The 26,186-nt window shown below is 74.5% G+C and carries 23 protein-coding genes; 18 read left to right on the top strand and 5 right to left on the bottom strand.

The features are described 5' to 3' along the window. Positions 1-96: 96 nt before the first annotated feature. The 4 genes from K1Y72_RS21530 (at position 97) to lysX (ending at position 4,919) form a co-directional block, all read left to right on the top strand. Entirely contained in the window at positions 97-1,707 is a 1,611-nt protein-coding gene (locus tag K1Y72_RS21530; RefSeq protein ID WP_220168216.1) for an L-aspartate oxidase, read from the top strand. Continuing rightward, positions 1,704-2,561 (top strand): carboxylating nicotinate-nucleotide diphosphorylase, encoded by an 858-nt coding sequence (gene nadC, locus K1Y72_RS21535; protein WP_220168217.1) that lies wholly within the window; start codon positions 1,704-1,706, stop codon positions 2,559-2,561. The genes K1Y72_RS21530 and nadC overlap by 4 nt, the downstream gene beginning before the upstream one ends. Positions 2,562-2,575: 14 nt before the next feature. After that, positions 2,576-3,358, top strand: a complete 783-nt coding sequence (locus K1Y72_RS21540) for a type III pantothenate kinase (RefSeq protein WP_220168218.1) — start codon at positions 2,576-2,578, stop codon at positions 3,356-3,358. 67 nt (positions 3,359-3,425) lie between these two features. Next, a complete protein-coding gene (gene lysX / locus K1Y72_RS21545) occupies positions 3,426-4,919 on the top strand; it encodes a bifunctional lysylphosphatidylglycerol synthetase/lysine--tRNA ligase LysX (protein WP_220168219.1) in 1,494 nt (497 codons plus the stop codon). A gap of 21 nt (positions 4,920-4,940) precedes the next feature. Here the strand turns inward: lysX and K1Y72_RS21550 are convergent, their stop codons facing one another. Together K1Y72_RS21550 and K1Y72_RS21555 are read right to left on the bottom strand one after the other, a co-directional pair. Beyond that, positions 4,941-6,155 carry a cytochrome P450 gene (locus K1Y72_RS21550; RefSeq protein ID WP_220168220.1) on the bottom strand — a complete coding sequence of 405 codons (1,215 nt, stop codon included), beginning with the start codon at positions 6,153-6,155 and terminating at the stop codon, positions 4,941-4,943. A gap of 76 nt (positions 6,156-6,231) precedes the next feature. Further along, a complete protein-coding gene (locus K1Y72_RS21555) occupies positions 6,232-7,269 on the bottom strand; it encodes a LacI family DNA-binding transcriptional regulator (RefSeq protein ID WP_220168221.1) in 1,038 nt (345 codons plus the stop codon). A 617-nt stretch (positions 7,270-7,886) separates the two neighbouring features. On the opposite strand from K1Y72_RS21555, the gene K1Y72_RS21560 reads away from it, so the two are divergent. Next, positions 7,887-8,117: a LuxR family transcriptional regulator gene (locus K1Y72_RS21560; protein WP_220168222.1), complete on the top strand. Its 231-nt coding sequence runs from the start codon at positions 7,887-7,889 to the stop codon at positions 8,115-8,117. Positions 8,118-8,356: 239 nt separating this feature from the next. Here K1Y72_RS21560 and K1Y72_RS21565 read toward each other — a convergent pair whose 3' ends face one another. Next, positions 8,357-9,406 (bottom strand): C40 family peptidase, encoded by a 1,050-nt coding sequence (locus tag K1Y72_RS21565; protein WP_308287174.1) that lies wholly within the window; start codon positions 9,404-9,406, stop codon positions 8,357-8,359. Positions 9,407-9,789: 383 nt separating this feature from the next. On the opposite strand from K1Y72_RS21565, the gene K1Y72_RS21570 reads away from it, so the two are divergent. The 13 genes from K1Y72_RS21570 (at position 9,790) to K1Y72_RS21630 (ending at position 22,933) form a co-directional block, all read left to right on the top strand. Next, positions 9,790-10,302 (top strand): amino-acid N-acetyltransferase, encoded by a 513-nt coding sequence (locus K1Y72_RS21570; protein WP_220168223.1) that lies wholly within the window; start codon positions 9,790-9,792, stop codon positions 10,300-10,302. Between the two features lie 3 nt (positions 10,303-10,305). Further along, positions 10,306-11,223, top strand: a complete 918-nt coding sequence (locus tag K1Y72_RS21575) for an RDD family protein (RefSeq protein ID WP_220168224.1) — start codon at positions 10,306-10,308, stop codon at positions 11,221-11,223. Positions 11,224-11,226: 3 nt separating this feature from the next. After that, positions 11,227-11,802, top strand: a complete 576-nt coding sequence (locus tag K1Y72_RS21580) for an RDD family protein (RefSeq protein WP_220168225.1) — start codon at positions 11,227-11,229, stop codon at positions 11,800-11,802. Positions 11,803-12,524: 722 nt separating this feature from the next. Further along, positions 12,525-12,845: a histone-like nucleoid-structuring protein Lsr2 gene (locus tag K1Y72_RS21585; RefSeq protein WP_220168226.1), complete on the top strand. Its 321-nt coding sequence runs from the start codon at positions 12,525-12,527 to the stop codon at positions 12,843-12,845. Positions 12,846-13,221: 376 nt separating this feature from the next. Then, positions 13,222-15,735, top strand: coding sequence for an ATP-dependent Clp protease ATP-binding subunit (locus tag K1Y72_RS21590; protein WP_220168227.1), 2,514 nt, complete (start codon positions 13,222-13,224; stop codon positions 15,733-15,735). Positions 15,736-15,941: 206 nt separating this feature from the next. After that, the gene (locus K1Y72_RS21595; RefSeq protein ID WP_220168228.1) at positions 15,942-16,760 is read left to right on the top strand and encodes an SCO3242 family prenyltransferase; all 819 of its coding nucleotides are present in this window, start codon (positions 15,942-15,944) and stop codon (positions 16,758-16,760) included. After that, complete coding sequence (locus K1Y72_RS21600) at positions 16,757-17,593, top strand: sugar phosphate isomerase/epimerase family protein (RefSeq protein WP_220168229.1); 837 nt, start codon at positions 16,757-16,759, stop codon at positions 17,591-17,593. Before K1Y72_RS21595 ends, K1Y72_RS21600 begins: the two co-directional genes overlap by 4 nt. After that, the gene (locus K1Y72_RS21605) at positions 17,583-18,182 is read left to right on the top strand and encodes an EboA domain-containing protein (RefSeq protein WP_220168230.1); all 600 of its coding nucleotides are present in this window, start codon (positions 17,583-17,585) and stop codon (positions 18,180-18,182) included. Before K1Y72_RS21600 ends, K1Y72_RS21605 begins: the two co-directional genes overlap by 11 nt. Then, the gene (locus K1Y72_RS21610) at positions 18,182-19,036 is read left to right on the top strand and encodes a TatD family hydrolase (RefSeq protein WP_220168231.1); all 855 of its coding nucleotides are present in this window, start codon (positions 18,182-18,184) and stop codon (positions 19,034-19,036) included. The genes K1Y72_RS21605 and K1Y72_RS21610 overlap by 1 nt, the downstream gene beginning before the upstream one ends. Continuing rightward, positions 19,037-20,149 carry a metabolite traffic protein EboE gene (gene eboE, locus K1Y72_RS21615; protein WP_220168232.1) on the top strand — a complete coding sequence of 371 codons (1,113 nt, stop codon included), beginning with the start codon at positions 19,037-19,039 and terminating at the stop codon, positions 20,147-20,149. Next, positions 20,146-21,501 carry an alkaline phosphatase family protein gene (locus K1Y72_RS21620; RefSeq protein ID WP_220168233.1) on the top strand — a complete coding sequence of 452 codons (1,356 nt, stop codon included), beginning with the start codon at positions 20,146-20,148 and terminating at the stop codon, positions 21,499-21,501. The genes eboE and K1Y72_RS21620 overlap by 4 nt, the downstream gene beginning before the upstream one ends. Before the next feature lie 11 nt (positions 21,502-21,512). Further along, positions 21,513-22,301: an N-acetylmuramoyl-L-alanine amidase gene (locus tag K1Y72_RS21625; RefSeq protein ID WP_220168234.1), complete on the top strand. Its 789-nt coding sequence runs from the start codon at positions 21,513-21,515 to the stop codon at positions 22,299-22,301. Positions 22,302-22,339: 38 nt separating this feature from the next. Beyond that, positions 22,340-22,933 (top strand): hypothetical protein, encoded by a 594-nt coding sequence (locus tag K1Y72_RS21630; RefSeq protein WP_220168235.1) that lies wholly within the window; start codon positions 22,340-22,342, stop codon positions 22,931-22,933. Here K1Y72_RS21630 and add read toward each other — a convergent pair. Continuing rightward, entirely contained in the window at positions 22,927-23,907 is a 981-nt protein-coding gene (gene add, locus K1Y72_RS21635; protein WP_220168236.1) for an adenosine deaminase, read from the bottom strand. The genes K1Y72_RS21630 and add overlap by 7 nt on opposite strands. A 167-nt stretch (positions 23,908-24,074) precedes the next feature. After that, on the bottom strand, positions 24,075-26,024 hold the full coding sequence (locus tag K1Y72_RS21640; protein ID WP_220168237.1) for a hypothetical protein: 1,950 nt from the start codon (positions 26,022-26,024) through the stop codon (positions 24,075-24,077). Positions 26,025-26,186 lie beyond the last annotated feature (162 nt).

Raw genomic sequence — 26,186 nt, forward strand, 5'->3', positions numbered from 1 at the left:
CGGCGGGCTCGGCGGGCGTTCTCGTGGGGGTGACGATAAGACCCTCCGGGGGTTAGTGTCACAATGACGAGAACAGATCCCCGCCGAGGAGCGCACATGATCTCCGCACGGCTCGCCGCCCCCACCCCCGGCTGGACCAGGGACGCCGACGTGGTCGTCGTCGGGTCCGGCATCGCCGGCCTCGTCGCCGCGCTGCGCTGCCGCCCGCACGGCCGCGTGCTGCTGGTCACCAAGGCCCTGCTGGACGCCGGTTCCACCCGCTGGGCGCAGGGCGGCATCGCCGCCGCCCTCGCCCCCGACGACACCCCCGCCGAGCACCTCGCCGACACCCTCACCGCCGGCGTCGGCCTCTGCGCCGAGGACGCCGTCCGCGTCCTGGTCACCGAGGGCCCGGCCGCCGTCCGCGACCTCATCGCGCTCGGCGCCGCCTTCGACCGCTCGGCCGGCGGCGAGATCTCCCTCACCCGCGAGGGCGGCCACCACCGCCGCCGCATCGCGCACGCCGGCGGCGACGCCACCGGCGCCGAGATCAGCCGCGCGCTGCTCGCCGCCCTGAAAGAGTCCGGCGTCGAGGTCATCGAGCACGCGCTCGTGCTCGACCTCCTCCGCGACGCCGCCGGGCAGGCCGCGGGAGTCACGCTGCACGTCATGGGGGAGGGCCAGCCGCACGGCGTCGGCGCCGTCCGCGCGCGCGCAGTCGTGCTCGCCACCGGCGGCCTCGGCCAGGTGTTCTCCGCCACCACCAACCCCGAGGTGTCCACCGGCGACGGCGTCGCGCTCGCGCTGCGCGCCGGCGCCGACGTCGCCGACCTGGAGTTCGTCCAGTTCCACCCGACGGTGCTCTGGCTCGGCGCGGGCGCGCGCGGCCGCCAGCCGCTCATCTCCGAGGCGGTGCGCGGCGAGGGCGCCCACCTGGTGGACGCCGCCGGCGTCCGCTTCATGGTCGGCCGCCACGAGCTCGCCGAGCTCGCCCCGCGCGACGTCGTCGCCAAGGGGATCATGAACCGGATGCGGGAGACCGGCGCCGACCACATGCTGCTGGACGCCCGCCACTTCGGCGCCGCCATGTGGGAGAAGCGCTTCCCGACCATCCTCGCCGCCTGCCGCCACCACGGCGTCGACCCCGTCACCGAGCCGATCCCGGTCGTCCCGGCCGCCCACTACGCCAGCGGCGGCGTCCGCACCGACCTGTACGGGCGGACGTCGGTCCCGGGCCTGTACGCGTGCGGCGAGGCCGCCTGCACGGGCGTGCACGGCGCCAACCGGCTCGCGTCCAACTCGCTGCTGGAGGGCCTGGTGTTCGCCGGGCGCATCGCCGAGGCGCTCGGCGCGGGCCTGCCCGAGCCCGGCGAGCCGGTCGCGCCGTCCGCCGCCGGGCCGCTGCCCGGAACGGGCGCCCGCGCCGCGATCCAGGCGACCATGACCGCGCACGCCGGCGTCGTCCGCACCCGCGAGGGCCTGGAGACGGCGGCCCGCGACCTCGCCGCGCTGCCCGACGGCGGCGGCGAGCCCGGCGTCCCGGCCTGGGAGGCCGCCAACCTGCACGCCGTCGCCACCGCGATCGTGACCGCCGCCCTACAGCGCACCGAGACGCGCGGGAGTCACTGGCGCGAGGATTTCCCCGACGCGTCCGAGGACTGGCGCGGCCACCTCGTCGGCCGCCTCGCCGGCGGCACCCTCACCACCACCTTCGAGGAGCACCGATGACACCCGAGCTGACCGCGCGCCTGGAGGCCGCCGGCCTCGACCCGGACGGCGTGCTCGCCCTCGTCCGCACCGCGCTCGCCGAGGACGGCGCGGCGGACGTCACCAGCGAGCCGATCTTCGGGCCGGACGAGACCGCCGCCGGCGCGTTCACCGCCCGCGAGGACGGCGTCGTGGCGGGCGTCCCCGTCGCCGGGGCGGTGTTCGAGGAGACCGGCGTGGCGTACCTGGCCAAGGTCGCCGACGGCGACCCGGTGACGGCCGGCCAGGTGCTGCTCACCGTGGCCGGGCCGACGCGGGCGGTGCTGCGCGCCGAGCGGATCGCGCTGAACCTGCTCACCCACCTGTCCGGCATCGCCACCGAGACGCGCCGCTGGACCGACGCGATGGCCGGGACCAAGGCCCGCGTCCGCGACACCCGCAAGACGCTGCCGGGCCTCCGCGCCCTGCAGAAGTACGCGGTGCGCTGCGGCGGCGGCGTCAACCACCGGATGGGCCTGTCCGACGCCGCGCTGGTCAAGGACAACCACATCGCCGCCGCCGGGTCGGTCACCCGCGCCTACCGGGCGATCCGCGCCGTCTACCCGGCGCTGCACGTCCAGGTCGAGTGCGACACCCTGGACCAGGTCCGCGAGGCCGTCGAGATCGGCGTCGACGACATCCTCCTGGACAACATGCCGCCCGCCGTCATGGCCGAGGCCGTCGCGCTCGTGGCGGGCCGCGCGACCCTGGAGGCGAGCGGCGGGCTGTCCTTGGACAGGGCCCGAGATGTGGCCGTGACCGGTGTGGACTACCTTGCAGTAGGTGCGCTGACCCACTCGGCGCGCGTGTTCGACATCGGCCTTGACTTTTCCTGACCAGCGGGGACCTGATGCTGCTCACCATCGACGTCGGCAACACCCACACCGTCCTCGGCCTGTTCGAGGGCGAGGAGGTGATCGAGCACTGGCGGATCAACACCGATCCCCGGCGCACCGCCGACGAGATCGCCGTCGTGCTCCAGGGGCTCGTCCAGCAGAGCCCGCTGCTCGCCGACACCGACATCAGCGGCATCGCGCTCTGCTCGACCGTCCCGTCGGTGCTCCACGAGATGCGCGAGATGTGCCGCCGCTACTACGGCGACGTGTCCGCGGTCATCGTGGAGCCCGGCGTGAAGACCGGCGTCCCGGTCCGGATGGACAACCCCAAGGAGGTCGGCGCCGACCGCATCGTCAACGCGCTCGCCGCCGTCCACCTGTACGGCGGCCCGGCGATCGTCGTCGACTTCGGCACCGCCACCACCTTCGACGCGGTGTCGGCGAAGGGCGAGTACGTCGGCGGCGCCATCGCCCCCGGCATCGAGATCTCCATCGACGCGCTGTCGGCGCGCGGCGCCCAGCTCCACAAGATCGAGCTGGTCCGGCCCCGCTCGGTGATCGCCAAGAACACCGTGGAGGCCCTGCAGTCGGGCATCATCTTCGGGTTCGCCGGGCAGGTCGACGGCCTGGTGGAGCGCATGTCGGACGAGCTGGCGGCCGACCCCGAGGAGGTCACCGTCATCGCGACCGGCGGCCTCGCCCCGCTCGTGCTGGAGGAGTCCCGCAGCATCGACCACTTCGAGCCCTGGCTGACCCTGGTCGGCCTGCGCCTGATCTACCAGCGCAACACCCCCTGAGGCCGCGGCGGGGCCGGCGTCGGCGGCGCGTCAGCGCGGGCCGGCGCGGGTCGATAGCCTGGGGGACGTGAGCGACGAGACCACCTACGACGACCTTCCGGAGCAGATGCGGGTGCGCCGGGAGAAGCTCGACCGGCTGCGCGAGAGCGGCATCGACCCCTACCCGGTGACCTTCCCCCGGACGGCGACCAACGCCGAGATCCGGGAGAAGTACCCCGACCTGGAGCCGGGCACCGAGACGGGCGACAAGGTCGGCGTCACCGGTCGCGTCATGCTGATCCGCAACACCGGCAAGCTCGCCTTCGCGACGATCCGCGACGGCTCGGCCGACCTCCAGATCATGCTGTCGCTCGCCAACGTCGGCCAGGAGGCGCTGGACGCCTGGAAGCGCGACGTCGACCTCGGCGACCACATCGGCGTCGAGGGCGAGGTGATCACCTCCCGCCGGGGCGAGCTGTCGATCATGGCGGACCGGTACGCGATCACCGCCAAGTCGCTGCGGCCGCTGCCCGAGAAGCACGCCGGCCTCACCGACCCCGAGGCCCGCGTCCGGATGCGCTACGTCGACCTCATCGTCAACGACGAGGCCCGCGCGATGGCGCGCGTCCGCAGCGCGACCGTCCGCGCCGTCCGCGACTTCTGGCACGAGGAGGGGTACCTGGAGGTCGAGACGCCGATGCTGCAGCCGATCCACGGCGGCGCGGCGGCCCGGCCCTTCAAGACCCACATCAACGCCTACGACATGGAGCTGTACCTGCGGATCGCGATCGAGCTGTACCTGAAGCGGCTCGTCGTCGGCGGGATCGAGAAGGTCTTCGAGATCAACCGCAACTTCCGCAACGAGGGCGCCGACTCCACGCACAACCCCGAGTTCACGATGCTGGAGGCGTACGGCACCTACCTCGACTACAACGACATGGCCGACCTCACCCAGCGGATGTACCAGAAGGCCGTGGTCGCGGCCCTCGGGACGACCGTGGTGCGGCACGGCGACGTCGAGGTCGACCTCGGCCTCGCGCAGTGGCCGCGGATCACGCTGTACGGGTCGGTGTCGGAGGAGCTCGGCGAGGAGGTCACCCCGCACACGCCGATCGAGGCGGTGCGCGCCCTCGCCGACAAGCGGGGCGTCTCCTCGGATCCGAAGTGGGGCCAGGGCCGGCTCGTCCAGGAGGTCTTCGAGGAGCTGATCGAGCACACCCTCGTGCAGCCCACGTTCGTCCTGGACTACCCGCTGGAGACCTCGCCGCTCACCCGCCAGCACCGCGACGAGCCGCTGCTCACCGAGAAGTGGGACCTCATCGGGTTCGGCACCGAGCTCGGCACCGCCTACTCCGAGCTCGTCGACCCGGTCGAGCAGCGCCGCCGCCTCACCGAGCAGTCGCTGCTCGCCGCGGGCGGCGACGCCGAGGCGATGCAGCTCGACGAGGACTTCCTGCGCGCGCTGGAGTACGCGATGCCGCCGACCGGCGGGATGGGCGCCGGCATCGACCGGATGATCATGGCGTTCACCGGCAAGGGCATCCGCGACACCATCCTGTTCCCGCTGGTCAAGCCGGAGTAGCCGGGCCCGCCGCCCGCCCCGTCACCGCAGCGCGACGGGGAGGGCGGCGAGGCCGCGCAGGACGAGGTTGGCGCGGTAGGCGGGCGCGCCCGGCAGGAGCGCCGGGTCGCGGTCCAGCAGGCCGCGCAGCGCGAGCTCGCCCTCCAGCCGGGCGAGCGGCGCGCCGAGGCAGAAGTGGATGCCGAGGCCGAACGCCAGGTGCCGGGCGGCCGGGCCGGACGCGCCGCCGTCCAGGTAGCGGGCGAGGTCGAGGCGGTCGGGGTCGGCGAACACCGCCGGGTCGCGGTTGGCGGCCCCGATCAGCAGCAGCACCAGCTGCCCCTTGGCGATCTCGTGCCCGGCCAGCTCGGTGTCGGCGAGCGCCGTCCGCAGCGTCAGCTGCACGGGCGGGTCGTAGCGGAGCAGCTCCTCGACGGCCGCGGGCATCGCCTCGGGGTGCGCGCGCAGCCAGGCGAGCTGGTCGGGGTGGCGGAGCAGCGCGAGGGTGCCGTTGCCGATGAGGTTGACGGTCGTCTCGTGCCCGGCGACGAGCAGCAGGACGCAGGTCGCGAGCAGCTCCTCCTCGGTCAGCGCGTCGTCGCCCGGCGGGACCGCGACGAGCGCGCTCAGCAGGTCGTCGCGGGGCTCGGCGCGGCGGCGCGCGGCGAGGCCGCGGAAGTAGGCGGCGAACTCCTCGCGCGCGGCGTCCCGGGCGGCGAGCTCGGCCGGCGGCAGCAGGAAGTCGGGGTCCAGGCCGCGGGCGAGGATGTCCGACCAGCCCTTGAACCGGTCGCGGTCCTCGGGCGGCACGCCGAGCAGCTCGCTGATGAGGATCACCGGCAGCGGGTAGGCGAGGCCGGCGATCAGGTCCACCTCGCCGCGCAGGCCGCCGAGCAGCTCGTCCACCAGCGCCGCGATCCGCGGCCGCAGCCGCTCGACGAGGCGGGCGGTGAACGCCTTGCCGACCAGGCGCCGCAGGCGCGTGTGGTCGGGCGGGTCGAGCGTCAGGAACGAGCGGCGCCGCACCGGCGCCGTCCGCCACACCGCGCCGCCCTCGGGCCGGTGCCCGAACCCCGGGTCGCGCAGCACCCGGCCGCACAGGTCGTAGGACGCCGTCACCCAGAGGCCCGCGGCGGTGCGGGCGAGCGGCCCGCGCGCGGCGATCTCCCGGTAGCGGGCGTAGGGGGCGGCGTGGAACGCCGGGTCGAACGGGTCGAAACCAAGGATGCCGGACGGGTCCGCGATGGCCTGCTCCATGGCACAAGGTCACCGCGTTACCGGACGCGATGTCAACAGCGCGGTGCCGCCGGCACGGGGCCGCCGGCACGGGCGGTCAGGCCGACTCGCGCACCACCAGCTCGGGGCGGAGCACCACCTGCCGGTGCAGGTGCGCGTCGCCCTCGACGACCTCGGCGAGCGCCAGCTCGGCGGCCTCCCAGCCGAGCTCGCGGCGCGGCTGGCGGATCGTGGTGAGCGGCACCGCCGCGCTGCCGGCCAGCTCGATGTCGTCGTAGCCGACCACCGCGATGTCGGCGGGGACCCGCACGCCGAGCCGGATCAGCTCGTTGACGAGGCCGATGGCGAGCAGGTCGTTGGCGCAGAACACCGCACCGGGCAGCGGGTCCTTCTCCAGCAGCCGGTGCGCGGCGGCCCGGCCCTCGGTCGGCGTCAGCGCGGCCTGGGCGAGCAGCACCGGCTCGGGCCGGCCCCCCTCCAGCAGGGCGCGCCGGAACCCGTCGCGGCGCTGCCCGATCGGCGCGGGCTCGGGCCGCCCGGTGACGAACGCCGTCCGGTCGCGGCCGAGGCCGGTGAGGTGCGCGGCGGCGATCTCGCCGCCGGCGACGTGGTCGACCTGCGCCGAGCAGGCCGTCGCGGCGGCGCGGTCGAGCAGCACGACGCTCAGGCCCGCCGCGCGCAGCCGGTCGAGCCCGGCCGGGTCCAGCGCCACCGGGATCACCAGGGCGCCGGTGGCGCGCTGCCGCACGAGCAGCTCCAGCGCCCGCCGCTCCTTGTCGGGGGAGTGGTCGTTGGTGAGCCACAACGCTTCGTAGCCGGCCTCGTTCAGGGCGAGCTCGGCGCCGCGCGCGACATCGGTCGCGTAGGGGTTGGCGAGGTCCTCCACGAGCACCCCGAAGACGCGCGGCCGCCCCGGCTCCGCGCCCGCGTCCGGGCCCTTCCCGGACCCCGTCTCGGGTCCCTGGCGGAGGCGCCGGGCCGACTCGTTGCGCACGAATCCGAGTTCCTCGATCGCGGTGCGTACGCGGTCGCGGGTAGCTTCGGCCACGAGGTCTGGCCGGTTTAGGACATTCGAAACGGTCCCAACTGAGACTCCGGCACGCCTTGCTACCTCGCGAATACTGCTCTGTGGCAACTCACTCCTCGTCGGCCCCTGACCTGTTTTCGCAGCTCAGAATGGTTCAGGCGGCGCGCGACCGAATCGCCGGTCACGCACCGTGCCCATAGGGGCACAGACCGCGTTCAACCGACGCTTGACGGGCCGGATCCGGCCGCCTAGCGTTCCCAGCCGAAGCGTAGCTTGAAACGATTCACGATCTTCAACCGCGGACGGGGCGGCGGAGTCCCGGGCGCGGGCGAGGAGGCGGACGGAGAGGATGGGCCGTGACGGCTGGAGTTCATGACCCGTCCCGCTACAGGCGCACCCCCTTCCCGGCGGGGCCGGCCACGGCGACGTGGACGGGCCGGCCGCACCCGGGGGTGCGTTCGTGCTCCGTCCGGCCAACGACTGAATCGTCACCCGGAGTTCCCCTATCGCGCCCGGCAATCGGCCTTTCGGCCACCTCCGGCCAAGCTCGCGGAACGGAAACCGATGATCCGGGTCCGGAACCCGCCGGGCCCCGGCAACCCCACGCGACGTACAGAACCCCGGCGTGCGGCGCTCCGGCGCGCGCGACCGGGGACGCTCACCCGTACCTGTGCAGCGGGCGGCTGCATCCCCGCGGTCATCAACCACGGACGAGGGAGGACGGAGTGGAACAGGCCACACTCGTACGACGTGGCGCCGACGATCCGCGACTGAACGAGGACGAGCTGAAGCTCCTCGCGCAGATCGCCAGTGGCGTCACCGCCGATGTGGCGGCACGCAAGCTGGAACTGAGCGCTCGCACCCTGCGCAGGAGGCTGCGCACGATCTGCGATCGGCTCGATGTCAACACTCCTATCGAGGCCGTGGTGTGGGCGGCCCGCAGGCAGCTCATCTAGCACCACCGGCAGTAGCACCACCGGCAGTAGCACCGCGAGCTCCGTCCTCCCCCGCAGCGGCGGCGCCGGCGGCCTGGCAGGTAGGTCCCTCCAGGCGGCGTCGCCGCGGACGTTGTTCGACGGAGATCCACCCTCCGGCCCGCGCGCCCCGGACCCCGTCCGGCAGGCCCACCCTCGCGCGGCGCCCCCCGCCCTCTTCCTCCCGCGCGCCCCGCGCGCGGCGCGCTCCGCCCCGCCGGTCAGGCGACGCGGACGGCCCCGGCGAACGGCCGGCCGGCCATCGGAGCGATCTTGACGACGTCGCCGGTCTGCGGCGCGTGCAGCATCTTGCCGTCCCCGACGTACATCCCCATGTGGTGCAGGTCGGAGTAGAAGAACACCAGGTCGCCGGGGCGCAGCTGGTCCCGGGAGACGCGGGTGCCGGCGTTCCACTGGCTGCCGGTGTAGTGCGGCAGGCTGATCCCGACCTGCGCGTAGGCCCACATGGTGAGGCCCGAGCAGTCGAAGGTGGACGGGCCGGCGGCGCCCCACACGTACGGGCGCCCGAGCTTGGTCATCGCGATGCGCAGCGCCTCGGCGGCCTTGCCGGTGCCGGCGACCGGCAGCTTCGCGAGCTGGCTCGGATCCTTCTTCACGATCTTCCCGCGGAGCCGCTCGTAGAGCGCGGTCACCTTCTTGCGCTGCGCGTCCATCCGCGCGCGCAGCGCGGTGACCTGCGCGGCGCGCTCCTTGGCGGCGTCGCGCGCGCGCTGGGCGGCCTGCATGGCCTGGATGAGGCCCTGCACCCGGGAGCCGTCGCGAGTGGCGAAGTAGCGCAGCGTCGAGGACTGGTCGAGGACCGCCTGCGGCTCCTGGTCGGCGAACAGGCGCGCGACGGGGTCGGTCCCGCCCTGCTGCATGTAGCTGGACGCGGCGAGGCGGGCCAGGTCGTCGCGCAGCCCCGCGAGGGCGCGCTGCTGGCGGGCGGCGTTGCCGGTGGCGACCTCGGCGGCCCGCTGCGACTGCTGGAGCTTGACCTTCAGGCCGTTGTACTGCTCGGTGAGCTGCTCCAGCTGGTCGGCGAGCTTGTGCGCCTGGTCGGTGAGCTGCTGCGTCGAGGGGCTCGGGTCGGCGTGCGCGGGCGGCGTCGCGGGGGCGGCGAGCGAGCCGGCCGCGAGGACGCCGGCGGTGACCAGCGCGCGGGACGCGGTGCGCGAGGCGGTGCGGGACGTACGGGTGCGGGCGCGGCCCGCGCGGGTGCGGGCGGTGCCCGATCGGCTTGGGAAGGCTCCAGGGCGCGGTGGCTCCACGGAAATGCTCCTCTGCTCGTCCGCCTACCGGGCTGCTGACGGGTGAGGGCCTGCGCGACCGGCCCTTCCGGGAGTACGCACGAAAGTGCGGGCGGGCTCACGGATCGACCCCGGATCCGGACGGATGCGGGGAGAACCCCGGCGATCGTCCGAAAATCGTTCCCCGGCTCCCCTGGACACTGGCCGTATACCGGGGACTCGGCGTCCCGGCCGCCGCGGCACGGCGGTCCGAGTTCAGCGCAGGACACTAACGCAGGGGGGTTCGGTTTCCAACGGGAACACGCGAAGAGCCAGGTGGGCAAGGGGGTATCGGGCGTCCCGTCCGGGTTCGCGCCGTGGGCGGGAGCGCGGCGGGGAATGGCGTCCACTAATCTCGTCTCCTTGTGGAAGTGGTGATCAGGCGCGCCCGTGCGGTCGACGTCCAGCGGATCGGGGAACTGGTCGACGTGTACTCGGGGGAGGGGCGGCGGCTGCTCAGGAAGTCGGCGGTGACCCTTTACGAGGACGTCCAGGAGTTCTGGGTGGCCGAGGACGCCGGAACGGGGCGGGTGATCGGCTGCGGCGCCCTGCACGTGATGTGGGAGGACCTCGCCGAAGTGCGGTCGGTCGCCGTCGCGCCCGGCTGCAAAGGGCACGGCGTCGGGCACCGGATCGTCGTCCGGCTCCTGGAGACCGCGCGCGAACTCGGGGTGCGGCGCGTTTTCTGTCTTACCTTCGAGGTGGAGTTCTTCGCCCGGCACGGATTCCGGCCGATCCTCGGAACCCCGGTGGCCCCCGAGGTCTACGAGGAACTCCTCCGTTCCTACGACGAAGGCGTGGCAGAGTTCCTGGACCTCGACCGGGTCAAGCCCAATACGTTGGGGAACACCCGCATGTTGCTTCGCCTGGAGGATTGACCGATGAGCGAGACCCCCCACCGCGGCGGCCCGTATTCAGCCGGGCAGGGCAGCGGGTCCTACGGACCTCCTCCGCCGTACCGCGAGCCCGACCCGCGGCGCCGCCGGGCCGAGCAGCCGCCGTCGCGGCCGCAGCCGCCGGCGCGGCAGGAGCAGTGGCCGCAGGAGCAGCGGAGCGAGCCGCGCCAGCCGAAGACGCGCCAGTTCAACCCGGGCGACTACGACGCGGGCGGCTACGACGCCGGCGGTTACGACGCGGACGGCTACACCGAGGACCTGTCCGGGTACGCGCAGGGCGGCGACACCTCCGAGCAGGGCCGCCGGGGGTACGGCGGCGGGGAGGCGGCCGAGCCGCAGGAGCTGCCGACGGCGCCGATCGGCCGCCGCGTCCTCGCCCGGATCATCGACAACGGCCTGGCCGCCGTCATCGGGTTCGCGCTGATCCTGCCGATCACCCTCGGCATCTACGGCCTGGACACCTCCGGGTCCAAGGCCACCGACGAGGGCGGCATCTGGAACTGGCCGATCATCTTCATGCTGTTCGCCGTGATGGCCGTGCTGCCGTTCGCCGCCGAGGCGGCGCAGCTCGCCATGAGCGGCCGCACGCTCGGCAAGCGCTTCCTGCACATCGCCGTGGTGGCCGACGACCCGCAGGGCGCGCCGCTCACGACGGCGCGGGCCGTCGGCCGCGCGGCCATCAACAACGTCGGCTACCAGATCGCGTTCTTCGTGTTCCTCACCCTGTCGGTGAAGGTGTGGTCGTTCGCCTTCTACGGCGCGGCGCTGGCCTACGCGGGCGTGCTGATGTCGTACCTGTGGGCCGTCTGGGACGAGCCGCTCCGCCAGTCGCTGCACGACCGCCTCGCCGGCACCTACGTGGTCGACGAGCGCGGCTACGGCGACGGCGGCTACGAGGGCTAGGCCGTGCCCGGCGCGGAGAGCGTCCCGGAGGGGGTCCCGGACGGGGATCCCGAGGGCGTCGCGGCGGGCGTCCCGGACGGCGCCGTGCTGGCCGACCCGGGCCAGCGGCTGCTGGCCCGGATCGCCGACACCCTCATCGTCGCCCTGCCCGTCGTGCTGGTGCTGCGCGAGACCGTCGCGTACCGCACGCTGGAATGGCTCGCACCGCCCCTCGTGGCGGTGCTGCTGTTCGTCTACGAGGCGCCCCAGCTCGCCCTGTGGGGCCGCACGCCCGGCAAGCGGTTCGCCGGGGTGCGGGTCGTCCGCGAGGACGGCCACGAGCCGCTCGGGGCCGCGCGGGCCGTGCTGCGGGCGGCCGTCTACGACCTTCCGATCGCGGCGCGGCCGGTGCCGGTGCTCGGGCTGCTCGCCGGGATCTTCTGGGTGGCGAACGGCGCCTTCGTCTACGAGGGCTCGCGCGGCGCGCTGCCCGACGGGCGCCGCCAGGCGCTGCACGACCGGCTGGCCCGCACCCTCGTCGTCAAAGAGCCCGCCGGGGAATCGGGGGCGGCCGGCGGAGCCGATCCGGCGGCGGGCTGAAAAACGGCGCGTCCCGAATGGGCCGCCCGGAAGTTCCGGCGGGGACTTCCCAGCCCCTATGGGTAAGGGGAAATGGACGATCGGGCGCGCCCGCGCGGCGCCCGCCGGCGCGCGGTCCCGGCGCCCCCGGCGGCCCCGACCGCCGTCAATGCGGACTTATCTGTCCAATAAGGGCCGCGGCGGCGCCCGGCGCCGGGAACTCATTCCCGTCCCGCCGCGTTGGTGCGGCAGGCGTTCACATCGCGGGCACATCGCGGGACGCCGGCGGGCGCGCGGGCGCGGCGGCGCCGCACCCGCCGCATTCGCCCGCCCGCGGGCGCGGTTAGTGCCGTTACGTCAGGGTTAATCGGGAGGCCGGAGGACCGGTGCCCCTGGCCGTTAAGGCCCGCCGGTAAGGCCCGCGGGCGGAAATGACCGGGGCCGGGCGCGCGGCGGCCGGAAAGACCGGGGCCCGGAAACCGCCGCCAATGCATGATCGTACCCGCAGGTCAGCGTGGTGCGCACCACCGGCACCGCGCGGAAATCCCGCCCGTCCCGCCGCCGGGCAATTCCTCCGTACTGCCGCGCCGCGCGGGCGCCGCCCCGGGATTCGAAGAGCATGATTACGAAGCGTTACCGGAGGGCAAGACGCCTACAAGGCGTGTGTTGAATTGTCAGCCACTAGCCGCGCGGTATATCTTTGGGAACCGAATGCAGTTTGCTCCAGCGAAAGGCCTGTCCCCATGGCACAGAAGGTCCAGGTGCTTCTCGTCGACGACCTCGACGGCGGCGAGGCGGACGAGACCGTGGCGTTCTCGATCGACGGTGCCTCCTACGAGATCGATCTGAGTGGCGCCAACGCGAAGAAGCTGCGGGATTCCCTGCAGCCCTTCGTGGACAAGTCCCGCAAGCCGGGGCACGCGAAGCGCAAGCCGCGCCGCACCGGATCCAACCGGGAGCGCAGCGCCGAGATCCGCGCCTGGGCCAAGGCCCGCGGAATCAAGGTCAACGAGCGCGGCCGAATCCCGCAGACCGTGATCGAGCAGTACGAGGCGGCCAACTGACGCCGTTCGTTCGGTCCGCGGCCCGTCCACGGCGAGCGGCGCCCTTCTTCGGGCGCCGCGCCGGTGGGGCGGGCCGTTCGCTTATGGCGTCGTTCGCTTCTGGCGTAGCGAAACGGCGGTTCCCGCTCCGGGGACGCGGTAGACAGGTAGGCATTAAGCAATCCAGGCCGACCGGAGCTCGTGTGCGATCCACTTGCGGAAAGGGCCCCGTTCGCTTGCGGCGTAGCGGGAACATGGCGCCGTCGGGCGGTAGTTGGATGGTGAGTGGCGCCCGTCCCGCGAGGCGGGCGAGGATCGTAACGGGGCGGGCTAGCATGCGGAAGGACAGTTCCGGACGTTCCGGACGCTGCCCGACCGCTCTGTGAGGAGCGACGAGATGTTCGAAAGGTTCACCGACCGCGCGCGGCGGGTTGTCGTTCTGGCTCAGGAAGAGGCCAGGATGCTCAACCACAACTACATCGGCACCGAGCACATCCTCCTGGGCCTGATCCACGAGGGCGAGGGCGTCGCTGCCAAGGCACTGGAGAGCCTGGGGATCAGCCTGGAGGCGGTGCGCCAGCAGGTCGAGGAGATCATCGGCCAGGGCCAGCAGGCGCCGTCGGGGCACATCCCGTTCACTCCGCGGGCCAAGAAGGTGCTGGAGCTGTCGCTGCGCGAGGCCCTGCAGCTCGGCCACAACTACATCGGCACCGAGCACATCCTGCTGGGGCTGATCCGCGAGGGCGAGGGCGTCGCCGCCCAGGTCCTGGTCAAGCTGGGCGCCGACCTGAACCGGGTCCGCCAGCAGGTCATCCAGTTGCTGCACGGCTACCAGGGCAAGGAGCCGGCCGCCTCCGGCGGGCCCGCCGAGTCGACGCCGTCGACCTCCCTTGTGCTCGACCAGTTCGGCCGCAACCTGACGCAGGCCGCCCGCGAGGGCAAGCTCGACCCGGTCATCGGCCGGGACAAGGAGATCGAGCGGGTCATGCAGGTGCTGTCGCGGCGCACCAAGAACAACCCGGTGCTGATCGGCGAGCCCGGCGTCGGCAAGACCGCCGTCGTGGAGGGCCTCTCCCAGAAGATCGTCAAGGGTGAGGTGCCCGAGACGCTGAAGGACAAGCAGCTCTACACCCTCGACCTCGGCGCCCTCGTCGCCGGCTCCCGCTACCGCGGCGACTTCGAGGAGCGGCTGAAGAAGGTCCTGAAGGAGATCCGCACCCGCGGCGACATCATCCTGTTCATCGACGAGCTGCACACCCTGGTCGGGGCGGGCGCCGCCGAGGGCGCGATCGACGCCGCCAGCATCCTGAAGCCGATGCTGGCCCGCGGCGAGCTGCAGACGATCGGCGCGACGACGCTGGACGAGTACCGCAAGTACCTGGAGAAGGACGCCGCGCTGGAGCGCCGCTTCCAGCCGATCCAGGTCGCCGAGCCGTCGCTGCCGCACACCATCGAGATCCTCAAGGGCCTGCGCGACCGCTACGAGGCGCACCACCGCGTGTCGATCACCGACAGCGCGCTGGTCGCCGCCGCGCAGCTCGCCGACCGCTACATCAGCGACCGGTTCCTGCCGGACAAGGCGATCGACCTCATCGACGAGGCCGGCTCGCGGATGCGCATCCGCCGGATGACCGCGCCGCCGGACCTGCGCGAGTACGACGAGAAGATCGCGAACGTGCGGCGCGAGAAGGAGTCCGCGATCGACGCGCAGGACTTCGAGAAGGCCGCCGCGCTCCGCGACTCCGAGAAGCAGCTGCTCGGCTCCAAGGCGCAGCGCGAGAAGGAGTGGAAGGCCGGCGACATGGACGTCGTCGCGGAGGTCACCGAGGAGCTCATCGCCGAGGTCCTCGCCACCGCGACCGGCATCCCGGTGTTCAAGCTCACCGAGGAGGAGTCCTCGCGGCTGCTCCGCATGGAGGACGAGCTGCACCGCCGCGTCATCGGCCAGGAGGACGCCATCCGCGCGCTCTCCCAGTCGATCCGCCGCACCCGCGCCGGCCTGAAGGACCCGAAGCGCCCCGGCGGCTCGTTCATCTTCGCCGGGCCGTCCGGCGTCGGCAAGACCGAGCTGTCCAAGACGCTGGCGGAGTTCCTGTTCGGCGACGAGGACGCGCTGATCCAGCTCGACATGTCCGAGTTCATGGAGAAGCACACCGTCTCGCGGCTGTTCGGCTCCCCGCCCGGCTACGTCGGGTACGAGGAGGGCGGCCAGCTCACCGAGAAGGTGCGCCGCAAGCCGTTCTCGGTCGTGCTGTTCGACGAGATCGAGAAGGCCCACCAGGACATCTTCAACTCGCTCCTGCAGATCCTGGAGGACGGTCGGCTGACCGACGCCCAGGGCCGCGTGGTGGACTTCAAGAACACCGTCATCATCATGACCACCAACCTCGGCACCCGGGACATCTCCAAGGGCCAGGGCATGGGCTTCCAGCGCTCCAACGACGAGCAGGGGTCCTACGACCGGATGAAGGCCAAGGTCGGCGAGGAGCTGAAGCAGCACTTCCGGCCGGAGTTCCTGAACCGCGTCGACGACACCGTGGTGTTCCACCAGCTCACCCCCAAGGAGATCATCCAGATCGTGGATCTGATGATCGCCAAGGTGGACGAGCGGCTCCGCGACCGCGACATGGGCCTGGAGCTCAAGCAGGAGGCCAAGGACCTGCTGGCCGAGCGCGGCTACGACCCGGTCCTCGGCGCGCGGCCGCTGCGCCGCACGATCCAGCGCGAGATCGAGGACAACCTGTCGGAGAAGATCCTGTACGGCGAGCTGAAGGCCGGGCAGATCGTCATCGTCGGCGTCGAGGGCTCGGGCGAGACGGCCAAGTTCACCTTCAAGGGTGTGCCGAAGCCGTCCACCGTCCCCGACACCCCGCCGCCGGTCGAGGGCGCGGTCAACTTCAACAAGGACTGACGGCGTCCGCGCAAGCGGGCGAGGATCGCAACAACAAGGACCGACCGCCGCGAGGCGCCGGAAGGCCCGCATCCCGTTCGGGGTGCGGGCCTTTCCGCATTCCCGGGCGGCTGTCCAGCCGGTGGCCGCAAACGGCCTGCGCCCTCCCCGGCGGCCACGTTCCGGATAGACATGTGCGCACAACGTGACCATCGGGGGGTGTGGCCATGGGTGTGCCGGACGAGGCCGCGGGGGCGACCGCGCGGGCGCTGGCGGAGCTGGTGCGGGCGCCCGCCGCGCTGACCGTTCCGGGCGACGTGCTGGCGGGCGGGGCGGCCGGGCCGCTGCCGGTGCTGGCGTCGGTGGCGCTGTACTGGGCGGGCATGGCGCTGAACGACCACGCCGACCGCGCCCTGGACGCCGTGGAGCGGCCCGCGCGGCCCATCCCGTCCGGGCGGGTGCGCCCCGGGACGGCGCTCGCGGTGGCCGCCGGGCTCACCGGCGCCGGCCTCGCCCTCGCCGCATGGGACGGCCGCCGGACGCTGCGGGCGGCGCTGCCGCTGGCCGCCGCCGTGTGGGCCTACGACCTCGGCTTGAAGGACACCCCGTTCGGTCCGGCGACGATGGCGGCTGCGCGCGCGCTGAACGTCCGGCTCGGCGGGCCCGCGGACGGGTGGGCGGTCGGCGCCGTCGCCGCGCACACGTTCGGCGTGACGGTGCTGTCGCGGGGCGAGGTGGGCGGCGGCGGCCCGGCGCGGGCCGCGACGGCGCTCGCGTCCACGGCCGTCGCCGCCGCTCTGGGGGCGCGGATGGCGCGGCCCGGCGCCGTCGCCGTATACGCGGTGCGGGTCGGGGGCGCCCAGGTGCGTGCGTTCCGCGATCCGCGCGCCGCGACCGTCCGCGCGGCCACCGGTGCGGGCGTCCTCGGCCTGCTGCCGTTGCAGGCCGCCCTCGTGGGCGCGCGCGGACGGCCCGTCGCGGCGTCCGCGCTCGGCGCCGCCCATCCTTTGGCGCGGGCTCTGGCGCGGAAGGTGTCGCCGACGTGAGGTTCGCGTTCGGGACGAACGGGCTGGCGAACCACCGCTTGGACGAGGCTCTGGAGCTGCTCGCCGAACTCGGCTACGAGGGCGTCGCGCTGACTCTCGACACCATGCACCTGGACCCCTGCGGCGACGACCTGGACGCGCGCGCTGAGGTGGTCCGCGAGCGGCTGGACGCGCTCGGTCTCGCCGTCGTCGTCGAGACGGGCGGCCGGTACGTCCTCGATCCGCGCCGCAAGCACTTCCCGACGCTGCTGGACGCGCCCGAGGACGCCGCGCGCCGCGTCGGCCTGCTGCGCCGCGCGGTGCGGGTCGGCGCCGCGCTGGGGGCCGAGGCGGTGTCGTTCTGGAGCGGCGCCGCGCCGCCGGGCCTGCCCGAAGCGGTGGCCTGGGAGCGCCTCACCGCGGGCGTCGGGGCGGTGCTGGAGGACGCCGGCCGGTTCGGCGTCCCGCTCGGGTTCGAGCCCGAGCCCGGCATGTTCGTCGAGACGCTCGCGGGCTTCGAGGAGCTGCGGGAGCGGCTCGGGGCGCCGCCCTGGCTCGGGCTCACCCTGGACGTCGGGCACTGCCGGTGCGTGGAGCCCGAGCCGGTGCCGCGGTGCGTGCGGCGGGCGGCGCCGTACCTGGTGAACGTGCAGATCGAGGACATGCGGCGGGGCGTGCACGAGCACCTGGAGTTCGGCGACGGCGAGATCGACTTCCCGCCGGTGCTCGCCGCGCTGGAGGACGCGGGCTACCGGGGCCTCGTCGGGGTGGAGCTGCCGCGCCACGCGCACGCCGGGCCCGCCGTCGCCGAACGGTCCCTGGCGTTCCTGCGGGAGGCGCGCCGTGCCGGCTGACGGGGCGGCGGGCGCCGCCTGGCTGGCGGACGCGCGCGCCCGCTGCGCGGCGGATCCGGCCGCGGTCGCGCCGCTGTTCGCGGCCGCCGCCCGGTCCTGCGGGCGCGGCGCGGCGGGCGTGCGCGCCCGCCTGGACCTGCTGCTCGCCACCGGGCTGCGCGGCGGCGCCCTCGCGGCGCTGCTCGCCGACCTGTACGGGCACGGCGACACCGCCGAGCGCCTCGCCGTCCTCGCCGCGCTGCCGGTGCTGGACGGGCGGCGCGGCCTCGGCGGCGGGGCGGTCCCGCTGGTGCTGGACGCGCTGCGCGCCAACGACGTCCGGCTCTTCGGGGCGGTGCTCGGCGCCGCCGGCCCGTACGCCGCCGCGCACCTGGACGGTCCCGCCTACCGGCAGGCCGTCCTGAAGTGCGCGGCGGCGGGTGTGCCGCTGGACGGCCTCGCGGGCCTGGAGGCGCGCGCCGACGCCGAGCTCGCCCGCATGCTCGGCGACCACGTCCGGGAGCTGCGGGTGGCGGGGCGGCCCGTCACGCCGGACCTGGCGCGCGCCCTCGCGCGCGTCGCGACCCTCGTCTCGAACGGAGCACGGTGATGCGCCTCTTCGACCCGCACGTGCACATGAGCTCCCGCACCACCGACGACTACGAGGCGATGCGCGCCGCCGGGGTGCGGGCGCTCGTCGAGCCGGCCTTCTGGGTGGGGCAGCCGCGCACCGGCCCCGGCTCGTTCACCGACTACTTCGACGCGCTGCTCGGCTGGGAGCCGCACCGGGCCGCGCAGTTCGGCATCCGGCACCACTGCGCGCTCGCGCTGAACCCGAAGGAGGCGAACGACGCGCGCTGCCGGCCCGTCCTCGACCTGCTGCCGCGCTACCTGGCCAAGGACGGCGTCGTCGCGGTCGGCGAGATCGGGTTCGACGGGCTGACCGATGCGGAGGAGGAGGCGTTCCGGGTCCAGGCCGGGCTCGCCGTCGGGTTCGGGCTGCCGGTGCTGGTGCACACCCCGCACCGCGACAAGGCGGCGGGGACGCGCCGCAGCCTGGAGGTCGTCGCCGAGTGCGGCGTGCCGCCGGGCCTCGTGCTGCTCGACCACCTGAACGAGCTGACGATCGCGATGGCGCGGGACGCGGGCGTGTGGGCGGGCCTGTCGGTCTACCCGGACACCAAGCTCGACGAGCGCCGCACGGTCGCGCTCCTCCGCGAATACGGCACGGACCGCGTGCTGGTGAATTCGGCCGCGGACTGGGGGCGCAGCGATCCGCTGAAGACGGCGAAGGTCGCGTTCGCGATGCTGGCCGCCGGTTTCTCCGAGGACGACGTGGACGCCGTGCTGTGGCGCAACCCCGTCGAGTTCTACGGGCAGAGCGGCCGCCTCGACCTGGACGGCCCGGACGGCGGCGCGCCGCCGGACGGCTACGCGGGCAACACGATCCGGCGGGGCGGCTGAATGCGGTTCCGCCATCCGGACGGGACGCGCGTCCACCTCGCGTACTGCACGAACGTCCATCCGGCCGAGGACCTGGACGGCGTGATCGCGCAGCTCGCGGCGCACGCCCGGCCGGTGCGCGAGCGCCTCGGCGCGCCGCTGCTCGGCGTCGGCCTGTGGCTGGCGCGGCCCGTCGTGGACGCCCTGCTGCGCGAGGGCACCGGGCGGCTGCGGGCGGCGCTCGCCGCCAACGGCCTGGAGGCGGTGACGCTGAACGGGTTCCCGTACCGGGGGTTCCAGGAGCGGGTGGTGAAGCACCGCGTCTACCACCCGGACTGGACGAGGGACGAGCGCCTCCGCTACACCCTCGACCTCGCGCGCGTCCTTGCCGAGCTGCTGCCGGACGATGCCGACGGCGGCAGCGTCTCGACACTGCCGCTCGCCTGGCGCGAGCCCTGGACGCCGCGCGACGCCGGCGCGGCGCGCCGCAACCGCGAGCGGCTCGCCGAGGGGCTCGCCGGGCTCGGCAGGACGATCCGCGTCGGGTTCGAGCCCGAGCCCGGCTGCGTCGTCGAGACCACCGAGGGGGCCGTCCGGCACCTGGCGGGGCGCGACGGGCACGGGGTGTGCCTGGACGCCTGCCATCTCGCCGTCGCGTTCGAGGACCCGGGCGAGGCGGTGGCGCGCCTCGGCGCGGCGGGCCTGCCCGTCGTGAAGCTCCAGGCGTCGGCGGCGCTGCATCTGGACGACCCGGCGGACCCGGCCGGGCGGGCGGCGCTGGAGGCGTACGCCGAGCCGCGCTTCCTGCACCAGGTGCGCGAGCGCGGCCACGGCGCGGGCGCCGACGACCTGCCCGCCGCCGCCCTGCCGGGGCGCGGCGCCTGGCGCGTCCACTTCCACGTCCCGCTGCACGCCGACCCGCCCCCGCCGCTCCGCTCCACCCGCGACGTCCTGGACGGGACGCTCCGCGCGCTCCTCGGCGGCGCGCGGGCGCTCACCCCGCACGTGGAGGTCGAGACCTACACCTGGGGCGTGCTGCCCGGCGCCCCGCCCGACCGCGCGGACGGGATCGCCGCCGAACTCGCCTGGACCCGCGACAGGCTCACCGCCCTCGGGCTGAAGGAGGACACGTGACCTCGCTCGTCGTCGTCGACGTCGCCGGTCTCACCCCGCGCCTGCTCGCGCACATGCCGCGCCTCTCCGCCGCGATGCGCGGCCGGGCGGCGCTCGGGACGGTGCTGCCCGCCGTCACCTGCCCGGTGCAGTCCACGTTCCTGACCGGCGAGCCGCCCGCGCGCCACGGCGTCGTCGGCAACGGCTGGTACTTCCGCGGCCTCGGCGAGGTGCTGCTCTGGCGACAGCACCACCGCCTCGTCGGCGGCACCAAGGTCTGGGAGGACGCCCGCCGCGCCCGTCCCGGCTACACCGTCGCGAACGTCTGCTGGTGGTACGCGATGGGCGCGGACGTCGACTGGACGGTGACGCCGCGGCCCGTCTACCACGCCGACGGCCGCAAGTCCCCCGACTGCTACACCGCGCCGCCGGAGCTGCGGGTCGAGCTGACGCGCGCGCTCGGCCGGTTCCCGCTGTTCGACTACTGGGGGCCGAAGGCCGGCATCGCCTCCACCCGCTGGATCGTCGGCGCGGCCCGGCTGCTGCTGGAGCGCCACCGCCCCGACCTGACCCTCGTCTACGTCCCGCACCTGGACTACGACCTCCAGCGGTTCGGGCCGGACGGGCCCGAGGCCGTCGCGGCGGCGCGGGCCGCCGACGCCGAGCTCGCGCCGCTGCTCGCCGACGCGGCCGCGGCCGGCGCGGTCACGGTCGTGCTGTCGGAGTACGGCATCACGCCGGTGTCGCGGCCGGTGGACGTCAACCGGGCGCTCCGCCGCGCCGGGCTGCTCGCGGTGCACCGGCAGGCCGGCATGGAGTACCTGGACCCGTGGACGTCGCGGGCGTTCGCCGTCGCCGACCACCAGGTCGCGCACGTCTACGTCCGCGACCCCGCCGACGTCGCCGCGACCGCGGACGTCCTCGCCGACCTGCGGGGCGTCGCCGAGGTGCTGGACGGCGACGGCAAGGCCGACGCGGGCCTCGACCACGCGCGGGCGGGGGAGCTCGTCGCGGTCGCCGAGCCGGACGCCTGGTTCACCTACTACTACTGGCTCGACGACGCGCTCGCGCCCGACTTCGCGCGGCACGTCGACATCCACCGCAAGCCCGGCTACGACCCGGCCGAGCTGTTCTTCGACCGGTTCGGCAAGGCGAAGGCGGCGCGGGCGCTCGCCCGCAAGGAGCTCGGCCTCCGCTACCGCATGGACGTCGTGCCGCTCGACCCGTCGATGGTGCGCGGCAGCCACGGGCGGCTCCCGGACGGGCCGGACGACGGGCCCGTCCTGCTCTGCTCGGAGCCCCTGGAGCGCGGCGCGTACGAGGCGGTCGAGGTCAAGGGACTGCTGCTGTCGCTCGCCGGTCTGGCCCTGTAACGTCCGCTGCCATGGTGACTTGGCGGGTTCTGGGTGTCGGGACGGCCGCGCTCGCGGTCGCGGGAGGCGCCGCCGGCGTCGCGGTCGGGTCGGCGGGGGACGCGCCGCCCGCGCGGGCCGTCGCGGCGGCGGCGGGCAAGCCGCTGGCGGGGAAGGTCATCGTCATCGACCCGGGGCACAACGGGCTGAACTACAAGCATCCGAAGACCATCAACAAGCTCGTCCCGGCCGGGCCGAAGAAGAAGGCGTGCGACACCACCGGCACCGCCACCGCGTCCGGCTACACCGAGCACGCCTACACCTGGGACGTGGCGAACCGGACGGCGAAGCTGCTGCGCGCGCAGGGCGCCACGGTGAAGCTGACCCGCCCGAACGACAAGGGCGTCGGGCCGTGCGTGAACCAGCGCGCCGCGATCGGCAACAAGGCGCGCGCCGACGCGGCCATCTCGATCCACGCGGACGGGGCGCCGGCGTCCAAGCGGGGGTTCCACGTCATCCTGCCGGGTTACGTGAAGGGGTACACCGGGCCGATCGTCGCGCCGTCCAAGCGGCTCGGGTACGACGTCCGCAACGCCTTCAAGAAGGGCAGCGGGCAGCCGTACGCGAACTACGTCGCCAAGAACGGCATCGACGTGCGCACCGACCTCGGCGGGCTGAACATGTCGACCGTGCCGAAGGTCTTCATCGAGTGCGGCAACATGCGCAACGCCACCGACGCCAAGCGGATGAAGAGCGCCGCGTGGCGGCAGAAGGCGGCCGCCGCCCTCGCGGCGGGCCTCGCCGCCTACGTCGAGCGCTGACCGCGGGTTCTGTCGTACCCCGCGCCTAGTATTCGAACATGCGATCGAACATGCGGGGCGCGGGCGCGGCGGACCGGTTGCCGATCTTCCGTTCCCGGTTGCAGGGCGAGGTGCTGGCCCGGCTGCTGCTCGGGCCGGCCCGCGAGCTCACCATGCTCGACCTCGCCGTCATGCTGCGCACCGACCTCGCCTCGGTGGTCGCCGAGGTCGACCGGCTCGCCCGCGCCGGGCTCGTGGCGCTGCGGCGCGGCGCCTCCGGCCGCCTCGTCGCGCGGGACGCCGCGAGCCCCCTCTACGAGCCGCTCGCCCGCCTGCTCGCGCTGACGTTCGGGCCGGCTGCGGTGCTCGGCGAGGAGTTCGGCCGCCTGCCGGGCGTCCGCGAGCTGCACCTGTTCGGGGCGTGGGCGGCGCACTACGCGTCGCCCGACGGCGGGCCGCCCGGCGACGTGGAGGTCCTCGTCGTCGGCGATGTCGACCGCGTCGCCGCCTACGACGCCGCCCAGGAGTCCGCCGCCCGCCTCGGCCTGCCCGTCCACCCGGTGGTCCGGGCGCGGGAGGCGTGGGAGGGCGACGGCGACCCGTTCCTGCGCGAGATCCGCGCCGGCCCCCTGATGCGCGTCGGCCGCTACTGAGCGGCGGGCGCGGCGAGCCAAGCGCCGATCCCGGCGTCAAGGCGGGCCTTCGTCGTGGCGGGCGCGAACGAGGCGGCGACGGCGTTGCGGGCCAGCTCGGCGAGGACGGCGTCGCCGTACCCGAACGCGTCGCGGACGCGCGCGTACTCGGCGGCGAGCGGCGCGCCCGTCATCGCCGGGACGTCGGTGTTCACCGTGACGAGCAGCCCGGCGTCGCGGAGGCGCGGCAGCGGATGCCCGGCGAGCGACGGCGCGAAGCCGAGCGCGACGTTGGACGACGGGCAGACCTCCAGCGGGATGCGGCGCTCGCGGACCTCGGCGGTGAGGTCCGGGTCGTCCAGCACCCGGACGCCGTGGCCGAGCCGTTCGGCGCGGCCGCCGCCGATCGCCTGCCGCACGCTCGCCGCCCCCGCCGCCTCCCCGGCGTGGTGCACGACGTGCAGGCCCGCGTCGCGGGCGGCGGCGAACACCGCCTCGAACGGCTCGCCGGGATGCGCCTCGTCGCCGGCGAGGCCGACGGCGACGACCTCCTCGTGGCGGCGGGCGAGCTCCAGCGTCCGCCGGGCGCGCTCGACGGAGCGGCGGCGCGAGTGGTCCAGGATCAGCCGCGTCTCGATCCCGAAGTCCTCGCGCCCCCGGGCGAGCCCTTCGAGGACCGCCTCCAGCGGCATCTCCGGCGCGCCGAGGCGCTCGCCGTGGGCGGCGGCGGTGAACGACGGCTCGGCGTAGCGGGTGCCCTGCGCGGCCTCGTCGGCGCAGTACTCGTAGGCGATGCGGCGGAAGTCGCCGGCCGTCCGCAGGCAGTCGCGCACGAGCGTGTTCTGCTCGAAGAAGCCGGCGAACCCGGACGGGGCCGCCTGCGCCGGGACGTCCAGCCCGTTGGCGGCGCCGATCTCCTGGAGCGTCGTCCAGCGGACCGAGCTCTCCAGGTGGACGTGCAGGTGGGCCTTCGGCAGGGCTACGAGATCGCGCACGGAGCGCAGGCTAGGCCCGCGACGCCCGGCCGGACCACCGGTTTTCCGCCCGCCCCGTGACCACCCGGTCGCCCCCCGTCGAGATGCGGCGTGTTGCCCACTTCGAAGATCGAAAGTGGACAACACGCCGCATCTCAACGTTCGATGACCGGGTGGTCATGATGGGGCTACTCGTCGAGGGCGCGCTTGACCAGCTCGCGGGCGGTGCCGGTGACGAGGCGGGCGCCCTCCCGTCCCACCCGGAACGACTGCCGGGCGAGGGCGCCGGCGACCTTGGCGGGCGACAGCTCGCTCGGCGGCTGCTCCCGCCGCGCTTCGCCGTGCGGGACGTGGCCGGGCGCGTGGAACGGCTCGGCCGTCTGCCAGGCGACCCCGGTGTCCTGCTCGGGTCGGCCGGCGAACAGCCGCTCGCCCTGCTCGGCCGACAGCCGCTCGCGCTGCGGGTTGGCGACCGGCCCGATGTAGCCGTCGGTGTCGCCGTCCTGGCGGACGTTGTGGGCGGGCGCCGTGCGGCCGGCCGGCGCCGGCCCGGTGTCGCCCGCCGCCGCCCGCCCGGACGCGTCGCCGCCCGAGGGCCGCCGCTCCTCGCGGCGCGCGGCCGGACTCTCCACGGTCGCGATGGGCCGCACCCGCCGCACACCCTGGGGCGGCGTCGTCCCGGCGGCCTCGCGCGCCACCCAGGCCGCCCCGCCGCTGATGTCCCCCGTCAGCCGAGCCGCCTCCCCGCCGGCCCCCCCGACGACCTCGCGCACAGCCCCGGCCGCCGCACCCCCGACGACCCGCTCCCGTCCAGCCCTGCCGTGCCGCCCGCGCCCCGCGCCGTTGCTCTGTTTGCGTTCCGCGCTGTCGCTCTGTTTGCGTTCCGCGCTGTCGCTCTGCTCGCGTTCCGCGCCGTCGCTCTGCTCGCGTTCCGCGCTGTCGCCCTGTCCGCGCCCCGTGCTGTCGCTCCGCTCACGCCTCACGTCGTGGCTCGCCTCGCGCCCCGAGCCGGAGCCTTGCTCGCGGCTCGGGCCGTCGTCCGGCTCGCGGTCCGCGCTGTTGATCGGCTCGTGGGCCGGGCTGTTGTCTGGCCCGCGGACCGTCTTCGGCTCGTCGGGCTCGCGCGTTCCGCGCGCGGGGCGCTCGCTGCCGTTGCGCGCTGTCCGCGGAGCGGGGTCGTCGCTGTCGCGCACGTCACGGGAGGGCTGACCGGCGGCGTCGTGTGTGGCGCCCACGGCCTGCCCGGCGGTGTTCACGGTCTGGTCCGCGCTGTCGCGGGCGGTGGTGACGGCCTGCCCGGCGGTGTCGGTCGCCTGGGCGGTGGTGTCCGCCAGCCGGCCGGTCGTGTCGCGGGCGGTGTCGGTCACCTGGTTCGTGGCGTCGCGGGCGGTGTCCGCGGCCTTGCCGGTGGTGTCGCGGACGGTGGCGGTGGCCTGGTCGCCCACGTCGCGCACGGCGCCGGTGGCGTCCCTGGCGACGTCGGGGACGTTCTGGACGGCGTCGCCCGCGCCGCGGCCGACCTCGCCGAGGGCCTTGCCGGCGCCGCGGCCGACGCCCTGGAGGGTGCCGGCCGCGCCGCGGCCCACTTCGCCGAGGGCCTTGTCGGCGCCCCTGCCGACGCCCTGGAGGGTGTCGCCGGCCCCCCGGCCGACCTCGGTCAGGGCGCCGCGGGCGCCGCCGCCGACGTCCTGGAGGGCCGCGCCCGCGCCCCGGGTCAGGTCCCGCAGGATGTCGGGGTTGTTGTCGATCGTGGTGAGGACGCGTTCGAGGATCGCCGCGACGTTGTCCAGCCGCACCTTCAGCAGGGCCTGCGCGTGCACGCCCTTCAGCGTCAGGTCGACCTGGCCGAGGAAGACGTCGGCGCCCACGTTGAGGCGGACGAGGTCGAGCACCTCGGCCTGGAGGGAGACCTTGGCCCGCAGGTCCTGGACGGTGAGGTCGAGTTCCTCGACCGTCAGGTCGGGCACGTCCAGCAGGACGTCCGGCTCGTCGCGGTTCGACGAGCGGCGCGCGGCGGCGTGGTCGATGGCGGTGCGGTCGACGTTCGCGCGGCCGTCACGCCCGGCGCGCTCGTCCCGGCGCTCGACGTCGCCGCCCTGGCCGCGCCATTCGGCCGTGCCCTCGGTCCCCTCGGCCATGAGCTCCCCCGTCCGCCGGTGGCCTGTGCCGCGCCTCCTACCCGGAGCGGATCGCCGCCAAGCGTGCGGCGGGGCGCTGAGCTGCGGCGACGCGCGGCCGGGTCGGGTCCGGGTCATGCGGCGGGCAAGGCGGTGCCAGGTTCGGCCGCGTTCCGTCCCGAT

This window comes from Actinomadura parmotrematis, assembly GCF_019458805.1.
GTDB lineage: Bacteria > Actinomycetota > Actinomycetes > Streptosporangiales > Streptosporangiaceae > Spirillospora > Spirillospora parmotrematis.

Coding starts and splice junctions, on each gene's coding strand:
- K1Y72_RS21585 (WP_220168226.1), top strand. CDS start 12,525: ATGGCACAGAAGGTCCAGGTGCTTCTCGTCGACGACCTCGACGGCGGC.
- K1Y72_RS21550 (WP_220168220.1), bottom strand. CDS start 6,155: ATGGAGCAGGCCATCGCGGACCCGTCCGGCATCCTTGGTTTCGACCCG.
- K1Y72_RS21540 (WP_220168218.1), top strand. CDS start 2,576: ATGCTGCTCACCATCGACGTCGGCAACACCCACACCGTCCTCGGCCTG.
- K1Y72_RS21610 (WP_220168231.1), top strand. CDS start 18,182: ATGCGCCTCTTCGACCCGCACGTGCACATGAGCTCCCGCACCACCGAC.
- eboE (WP_220168232.1), top strand. CDS start 19,037: ATGCGGTTCCGCCATCCGGACGGGACGCGCGTCCACCTCGCGTACTGC.
- K1Y72_RS21590 (WP_220168227.1), top strand. CDS start 13,222: ATGTTCGAAAGGTTCACCGACCGCGCGCGGCGGGTTGTCGTTCTGGCT.
- K1Y72_RS21575 (WP_220168224.1), top strand. CDS start 10,306: ATGAGCGAGACCCCCCACCGCGGCGGCCCGTATTCAGCCGGGCAGGGC.
- K1Y72_RS21625 (WP_220168234.1), top strand. CDS start 21,513: ATGGTGACTTGGCGGGTTCTGGGTGTCGGGACGGCCGCGCTCGCGGTC.
- K1Y72_RS21595 (WP_220168228.1), top strand. CDS start 15,942: ATGGGTGTGCCGGACGAGGCCGCGGGGGCGACCGCGCGGGCGCTGGCG.
- K1Y72_RS21640 (WP_220168237.1), bottom strand. CDS start 26,024: ATGGCCGAGGGGACCGAGGGCACGGCCGAATGGCGCGGCCAGGGCGGC.
- nadC (WP_220168217.1), top strand. CDS start 1,704: ATGACACCCGAGCTGACCGCGCGCCTGGAGGCCGCCGGCCTCGACCCG.
- K1Y72_RS21630 (WP_220168235.1), top strand. CDS start 22,340: ATGCGATCGAACATGCGGGGCGCGGGCGCGGCGGACCGGTTGCCGATC.
- K1Y72_RS21530 (WP_220168216.1), top strand. CDS start 97: ATGATCTCCGCACGGCTCGCCGCCCCCACCCCCGGCTGGACCAGGGAC.